Consider the following 7,622-nt stretch of genomic DNA (forward strand, 5'->3'; position numbering starts at 1 on the left):
CTCCGCCCCTTCCGGCGGCCCCTGCCCACACCTCGCAGAAGGAGCACCAGACATGACGAATCCGGCCATCGAGGCCGAGGGGCTGCGTAAGTCCTTCGGTGACAGGACCGTCCTGGACGGCGTCGACCTGACCGTCCCCGAAGGGACCGTCTTCGCGCTGCTCGGGCCGAACGGCGCCGGCAAGACCACCGTCGTGAAGATCCTCTCCACGCTCATCTCCGCCGACGGCGGGCACGCCCGGGTCGCCGGCCACGACATCGCCACGTCACCCGGCGGCGTGCGTGCCGCGATCGGGGTCACCGGCCAGTTCTCCGCCGTCGACGGGCTGATCACCGGCGAGGAGAACATGCTCCTGATGGCCGACCTGCACCACCTCTCCAGGAGTGAGGGGCGGCGGGTCACCGCCGGACTCCTGGAACGCTTCGACCTCGTGGAGGCCGCGAGGAAGCCCGCCTCCACCTACTCCGGCGGCATGAAGCGCCGCCTCGACATCGCCATGACCCTGGTCGGCGGCCCGCGGATCATCTTCCTCGACGAGCCCACCACCGGCCTCGACCCGCGCTCCCGCCACACGATGTGGCAGATCATCCGCGAACTCGTGGCCGACGGCGTCACCGTGCTCCTCACCACCCAGTACCTCGAGGAGGCCGACCAGCTCGCCGACCGCATCGCCGTACTCGACGGCGGCGGGATCGCCGCCCACGGCACCGCGGGCGAACTCAAGCGCCTCGTCCCCGGCGGACACGTCCGGCTGCGCTTCACCGACCCCGAGGCCTACCGGTCGGCCGCCACCGCCCTCGGTGACGCCACCGCCGACGACGACGCCCTCGCCCTGAGGATCCCCAGCGACGGCAGCCAGCGCGACCTGCGCACCGTCCTCGACCGCCTGGACGCGGCCGGCGTCGAGGCCGGTGAACTCACCGTCCACACCCCCGACCTCGACGACGTCTTCTTCGCCCTCACCGCGACCGGCGTGCCCGCCCAGAGGAACCAGACCAAGGAGACCGCCCGATGAGCACCCTCTCCCTCGCCGCCCGCGACTCGGCCACGATGCTGCGCCGCAACCTCCTGCACGCCCGCCGCTACCCCTCCCTCACCCTCAACCTGCTGCTGACCCCCGTCATGCTCCTGCTGCTCTTCGTCTACATCTTCGGCGACACCATGAGCGGTGGAGCGGGCCGTTCCGAGTACATCGCCTACCTCGTCCCCGGCATCCTGCTGATGACCATCGGCTCCACCACGATCGGCACCGCCGTCTCCGTCTCCACCGACATGAGCGAAGGCATCATCGCCCGCTTCCGCACCATGTCCATCCACCGCGGTTCCATCCTCTTCGGCCACGTCGTCGGCAGTGTCCTGCAGACGGTCATCAGCGTCGTCCTCGTCGGCGCCATCGGGGTGGCCATGGGCTTCCGCTCCACCGACGCCACCCTCCTGGAATGGCTCGCGGCGTTCGGCCTGCTCGTCCTCTTCGCCCTGGCCTTCACCTGGATCGCCGTGGGCATGGGCCTCGCCAGCCCCCACGCGGAGGCCGCCAGCAACAACGCCATGCCGCTGATCCTGCTGCCCCTCGTCTCCAGCGCCTTCGTCCCCCTGGACTCCATGCCGGGCTGGTTCCGGCCGATCGCCGAGTACCAGCCCTTCACCCCCGCCATCGAGACCCTCCGCGGGCTGCTCCTCGGCACGGAGATCGGCGACAACTGGTGGATCGCCCTCGCCTGGTGCCTGGGCCTGACCGTCCTCGGCCACCGCTGGTCCAAGGCGCAGTTCGACCGCGACCCGAAGTAACCGGCGTGACCACGCGGGCCACCGCCGCCACCCACGGCCACCCCGCCCGGGGCGGCGTACACCGGCAACACGCCGGAGTGCGCCGCCCCTTCGGCGTCCGGGGCCCGTCGCGGCCGGCCCCCACCGTCCCGGGCCGGCGGACGGACGGGCGGCCATAAAAGCATGCAAGCATGCTTGCTTGTTTTATGGGGCGCTGGCATGCTCCGGGGCACACCGCCACGCCCCGAGGGGAGCGCAACGTGCCCGACGCAACGGCCGTGACCACCGCCGTGCTCGACGACATGCGTGAGGAGAGCGACGAACTCGACCTGCTGGTAGCGGGGTTGAGCGCATCCGAGTGGGCCTCGCCGACTCCCGCCGAGGGGTGGACCGTCGCCCATCAGATCGCGCACCTCAACTGGACCGACGAGGTCGCCCTGACCGCCGCCACCGACCCCGACGCCTTCGCCGCCGAGGTCGGGAAGGCGCTCGCCTCCCCGGAGACCTTCGCCGCCGAGGCGGCCGAGGAGGCCGTCGCCGCACTCACGCCCCAGGCGCTGCTCGTGGAGTGGAGGCAGGGGCGGGCCCGGCTCCAGGAAGCGCTCCGCGCGGCACCCGCCGGGACCAGACTGCCCTGGTACGGCCCGCCCATGAGCATCGCCTCGATGGCGACCGCCCGGCTCATGGAGACCTGGGCCCACGGCCAGGACATCGCCGACGCGCTCGGCGTGACCCGCAGGCCCACGGCCCGGCTGCGGCACGTCGCCAGGATCGGCGTACGGGCCCGGGACTACGCCTACTTCGTGCGCGGCCTGCGACCGCCCGCCGAGCAGTTCCGGGTGGAACTGCGCGCCGAGGACGGCACGTCGGCGGTGTACGGGCCCGAGGACGCCGCCCAGCGGATCACCGGGCCCCTCCTCGACTTCTGCCTGCTCGTCACCCAGCGCGCCCACCGGGACGACCTCGCCGTCGAGGCGGTGGGCACGGACGCCGACCGGTGGCTGGACATCGCGCAGGCCTTCGCCGGCCCGGCCGGGGCCGGACGGCCCCCGAAGGGGGAACGGTGACCCGCCCGCTGCGCGTCGGCAACGCGTCCGGCTTCTACGGCGACCGCTTCGACGCCGTACGCGACATGCTCACCGACGGCCCGCTGGACGTCCTGACCGGTGACTACCTCGCCGAACTCACCATGCTGATCCTGGGCCGCAGCCGCCTCAAGGACCCGCGGCGCGGCTACGCCTCGACCTTCCTGCGGCAGCTGGAGGAGAACCTCGGTCTCGCCCACGAGCGGGGCGTGAAGATCGTCGCCAACGCCGGAGGGCTGAACCCCGCCGGACTCGCCGACGCCGTACGGGAACTGGCGGACCGGACCGGTGTCCCCGTACGCGTCGCACACGTCGAGGGCGACGCGCGCCCGGTGCCCGACGGCTTCCTCACCGCCAACGCGTACCTCGGCGGTGGCGGCATCGCCGCCTGTCTGCGGGCCGGCGCCGACATCGTCGTCACGGGCCGGGTCACCGACGCCGCCCTCGTCACCGGGCCCGCCGCCGCCCACTTCGGCTGGGGGCCCGAGGACCACGACGCCCTCGCCGGGGCCGTCGTCGCCGGACACGTCCTGGAGTGCGGTACCCAGGCCACCGGCGGCAACTACGCCTTCTTCGGCGACCACGACATCCGCCGCCCCGGATTCCCGCTCGCCGAGATCCACGCGGACGGCAGCAGCGTCATCACCAAGCACGACGGCACGGGCGGAGTCGTCGACCTCGGCACGGTCACCGCGCAGCTGCTGTACGAGACCGGCGGTGCCCGCTACCCCGGGCCCGACGTCACCGCCCGGCTCGACACCGTGCGGCTCACCCAGGACGGGCCCGACCGGGTGCGGATCAGCGGGGTACGCGGAGAGGCGCCGCCGCCCACGCTGAAGGTCGGGCTCAACCGGCTCGGCGGATGGCGCAACGAAGTCGTCTTCGTGCTGACCGGACTCGGCATCGAGGCCAAGGCCCGTCTCGTGCGCGAACAGTTCACCGACGCCCTCGACCGGGCCGGCCCGAAGCCCGCCGAGGTCCGCTGGGAACTCGCCCGCACCGACCGGGCCGACGCGGGGACCGAGGAGACCGCGAGCGCCCTGCTGCGGCTCGTCGTCCGCGACCCGGACGCCGCGGCGGTCGGCCGCGCCGTGTCCGGGGCGGCCGTCGAGCTGGCGCTCGGCAGCTACCCGGGCTTCCACCTGACGGCCCCGCCCGGCAAGGGCGCCCCGTACGGGGTGTTCGAAGCCGCCTCCCTACCCGCCGGGCAGGCCGAGCACGTCGCGGTGCTGCCCGACGGGTCCCGTCAGACCGTCCCGGCGGCCGGGACGTACGCCGAGCCCGGCGAGGTCGCGGAACCCCCTCTGCCCGAGCCGCTGCCCGCCGGGCCCACCCGCACCGCACCCCTCGGACACGTCGCCGGTGCCCGCAGCGGTGACAAGGGCGGGGACGCCAACGTCGGCGTGTGGGTCCGCACGGACGACGCCTGGCGGTGGCTCGCCCACGAGCTGACCGTCGCCCGCTTCCGGGAACTGCTCCCGGAGACCGCGGGACTGACCGTCGTACGCCATGTCCTGCCCCGGCTGCGCGCGCTCAACTTCGTCGTCCACGGCCTCCTCGGCGAGGGCGTCGCCGCGCAGGCCCGCTTCGATCCGCAGGCCAAGGCGGTGGGGGAGTGGCTGCGCTCCCGGCACATGGCCGTCCCCGTGACGCTCCTGGAGGCACCGGAGGTGCACGCATGACCGTCCTGCCCACCGCACTCGACACCGGGGCACCCGAGTACGCCGCCCACCGCGAGGCGATGCTCGCGAAGCTCGCCGAGCTGGACACCGAGCACGCCAAGGCGCTGGCGGGCGGCGGCGAGAAGTACGTGACACGGCACCGCGAGCGCGGCAAGCTCCTCGCCCGCGAGCGCATCGAGCTGCTGCTCGACCCCGACACCCCGTTCCTGGAGCTGTCCCCCCTCGCCGCCTGGGGCAGCGAATACGCCGTCGGCGCCTCGCTCGTCACCGGCATCGGGACCGTGTCCGGGGTGGAGTGCCTGATCACCGCGAACGACCCCACCGTGCGCGGCGGCGCCTCCAACCCCTGGACCCTCAGGAAGGCCCTGCGCGCCAACGAGATCGCCTTCGCCAACCGGCTGCCCTGCGTCTCCCTCGTGGAGTCCGGCGGCGCCGACCTGCCCTCGCAGAAGGAGATCTTCATCCCCGGCGGGGCACTGTTCCGCGACCTCACCCGGCTGTCCGCCGCCGGGATCCCCACCGTCGCCGTGGTCTTCGGCAACTCGACGGCCGGAGGCGCGTACGTCCCCGGCATGTCCGACCACACCGTGATGATCAAGGAGCGGTCCAAGGTCTTCCTCGGCGGCCCGCCCCTGGTGAAGATGGCCACCGGCGAGGAGAGCGACGACGAGTCGCTCGGCGGCGCCGAGATGCACGCCCGCACCTCGGGCCTCGCCGACCACTACGCCGTCGACGAGCACGACGCGCTGCGCCAGGCCCGCCGGATCGTCGCCCGGCTCAACTGGCGCAAGGCGCACCCGGACCCGGGCCCCGCCGAGCCGCCGAAGTACGACGAGGACGAGCTGATCGGGATCGTGCCCGGCGACCTCAAGGTCCCCTTCGACCCGCGCGAGGTCATCGCCCGGCTCGTCGACGGCTCGGACTTCGACGCCTTCAAGCCGCTCTACGGCGCCAGCCTGGTCACCGGCTGGGCCCGGCTGCACGGCTACCCCGTCGGCATCCTCGCCAACGCGCAGGGCGTGCTGTTCAGCGAGGAGTCGCAGAAGGCCGCGCAGTTCATCCAGCTCGCCGACCAGCGCGACATCCCGCTCCTCTTCCTGCACAACACCACCGGCTACATGGTCGGCAAGGAGTACGAGCAGGGCGGGATCATCAAGCACGGCGCGATGATGATCAACGCGGTGTCGAACTCCCGGGTCCCGCACCTCTCCGTCCTGATGGGCGCCTCCTACGGCGCGGGCCACTACGGCATGTGCGGCCGGGCGTACGACCCCCGCTTCCTCTTCGCCTGGCCCGGCAGCAAGTCCGCCGTCATGGGACCCCAGCAGCTCGCGGGCGTCCTCTCGATCGTCGCCCGCGCCTCCGCCACCGCGAAGGGGCTGCCCTACGACGACGAGGCCGACGCCGGACTGCGCGCCGTGGTCGAGCAGCAGATCGAGTCCGAGTCGCTGCCGATGTTCCTCTCCGGGCGGCTGTACGACGACGGGGTCATCGACCCGCGCGACACCAGGACCGTCCTCGGGATGTGTCTGTCAGCGATCCACACGGCACCGGTCGAAGGCGCGCGCGGCTTCGGCGTCTTCCGGATGTGAGGCAACGGATGATCACCGCACTGCTTGTCGCCAACCGGGGCGAGATCGCCTGCCGGATCTTCCGCACCTGCCGGGAGCTGGGCATCTCCACCGTCGCCGTGTACTCCGACGCGGACGCGGACGCCCTGCACGTCCGGGAGGCCGACACCGCCGTACGCCTGCCGGGCGCGGCCCCCGCCGACACCTACCTGCGGGGCGACCTGGTCGTCGCCGCCGCTCTCGCGGCGGGCGCCGACGCCGTCCACCCCGGCTACGGCTTCCTCTCGGAGAACGCCGGGTTCGCCCGCGCCGTCGAGGACGCGGGCCTCGTCTGGGTGGGGCCACCGGTCAAGGCCGTCGAGCTGATGGCGTCCAAGACCCGGGCCAAGGAACTGATGGGCGCCGCCGGAGTGCCCCTGCTCGCCCCGGTCGATCCGGGCGGCGCCACCGCGGCCGATCTGCCCCTCCTGCTGAAGGCGGCGGCGGGCGGCGGCGGTCGCGGGATGCGGATCGTACGGGAACTCGCCGCTCTGGAAGGCGAGCTGACCGCCGCATCCGCCGAGGCGGCCGGGGCCTTCGGGGACGGCGAGGTCTTCGCCGAGCCGTACGTCGAAGGGGGCCGACACGTCGAGGTCCAGGTGATGGCGGACGGGCAGGGCACCGTCTGGGCCCTCGGCACCCGTGACTGCTCGCTCCAGCGCCGCCACCAGAAGGTCATCGAGGAGGCACCCGCACCCGGCCTCGGTGACGCGCTGCGCCGGCGGCTGCACGACGCGGCCGTCGCGGCGGCACGGGCGGTCGGCTACCGGGGCGCGGGCACCGTCGAGTTCCTCGTGTCGGCCGACGGGCGCCCGTACTTCCTGGAGATGAACACCCGGCTCCAGGTCGAACACCCGGTCACGGAAGCGGTGTTCGGCCTCGACCTCGTCGCGCTCCAACTGCGCGTCGCGGAGGGCGGCCCGCTGCCCGCCGCCGAACCACCGGAGCCGTCCGGGCACGCCGTCGAGGCCCGGCTGTACGCCGAGGACCCGGCCCGTGACTGGCAGCCGCAGACCGGAGCACTGCTCACGCTCGACGTGCCCCGCGGACCCGGCATCCGCCTCGACACCGGATACACCGGCGGCGACACCGTCGGGGTGCACTACGACGCGATGCTCGCCAAGGTCATCGCCCACGCCCCCACCCGCACCGAGGCCGTCCGGCTCCTCGCCCGCACCCTGGAGCGCGCCCGCGTCCACGGCCCCGTCACCAACCGGGACCTGCTCGTACGCTCCCTGCGCCACCCGGACTTCGCCGAGGGCCGGCCCGACACCGGCTTCTACGACCGGCACCTGGCCGCGCTGACCGCGACCGGCACCCCGGGCGAGGACACCGCCCGGCGCCTCGCCGCGACCGCCGCCGCGCTCGCCTCGGCCGCCGGTGCGAGCGCGGCGGCGGACGCGCCCCCGGCGGCCGGCCTCCGGACGGGCCCCGCCCGCTTCGGGGCATGGCGCAAGCTGGCCTCGCTGCCGCGGACC

6 protein-coding genes are annotated in these 7,622 nt (G+C 73.6%); all 6 read left to right on the top strand.

Annotated elements, in window-relative coordinates; all coding sequences use genetic code 11:
• Nucleotides 1–52 precede the first annotated feature (52 nt).
• The gene (locus tag ACFVS9_RS07500; RefSeq protein ID WP_389930804.1) at nucleotides 53–1,015 is read left to right on the top strand and encodes an ATP-binding cassette domain-containing protein; all 963 of its coding nucleotides are present in this window, start codon (nucleotides 53–55) and stop codon (nucleotides 1,013–1,015) included.
• Nucleotides 1,012–1,788 (top strand): ABC transporter permease, encoded by a 777-nt coding sequence (locus tag ACFVS9_RS07505; protein ID WP_389930806.1) that lies wholly within the window; start codon nucleotides 1,012–1,014, stop codon nucleotides 1,786–1,788. Before ACFVS9_RS07500 ends, ACFVS9_RS07505 begins: the two co-directional genes overlap by 4 nt.
• A 239-nt stretch (nucleotides 1,789–2,027) precedes the next feature.
• Nucleotides 2,028–2,834, top strand: coding sequence for a TIGR03084 family metal-binding protein (locus ACFVS9_RS07510; protein WP_389930808.1), 807 nt, complete (start codon nucleotides 2,028–2,030; stop codon nucleotides 2,832–2,834).
• Complete coding sequence (locus ACFVS9_RS07515; protein ID WP_389930810.1) at nucleotides 2,831–4,534, top strand: acyclic terpene utilization AtuA family protein; 1,704 nt, start codon at nucleotides 2,831–2,833, stop codon at nucleotides 4,532–4,534. Before ACFVS9_RS07510 ends, ACFVS9_RS07515 begins: the two co-directional genes overlap by 4 nt.
• Nucleotides 4,531–6,126: an acyl-CoA carboxylase subunit beta gene (locus ACFVS9_RS07520; protein WP_389930812.1), complete on the top strand. Its 1,596-nt coding sequence runs from the start codon at nucleotides 4,531–4,533 to the stop codon at nucleotides 6,124–6,126. The genes ACFVS9_RS07515 and ACFVS9_RS07520 overlap by 4 nt, the downstream gene beginning before the upstream one ends.
• 8 nt (nucleotides 6,127–6,134) lie before the next feature.
• A partial coding sequence (locus ACFVS9_RS07525; RefSeq protein ID WP_389930813.1) for an acetyl/propionyl/methylcrotonyl-CoA carboxylase subunit alpha occupies nucleotides 6,135–7,622 on the top strand: 1,488 nt, incomplete at its 3' end.

Source organism: Streptomyces sp. NPDC058008 (assembly GCF_042886395.1).
Taxonomy (GTDB): Bacteria; Actinomycetota; Actinomycetes; order Streptomycetales; family Streptomycetaceae; genus Streptomyces.

Bases quoted from the DNA above. Each gene is read 5' to 3' on its own strand.
- ACFVS9_RS07500 (WP_389930804.1), top strand. From the start codon at position 53: ATGACGAATCCGGCCATCGAGGCCGAGGGGCTGCGTAAGTCCTTCGGT.
- ACFVS9_RS07505 (WP_389930806.1), top strand. From the start codon at position 1,012: ATGAGCACCCTCTCCCTCGCCGCCCGCGACTCGGCCACGATGCTGCGC.
- ACFVS9_RS07520 (WP_389930812.1), top strand. From the start codon at position 4,531: ATGACCGTCCTGCCCACCGCACTCGACACCGGGGCACCCGAGTACGCC.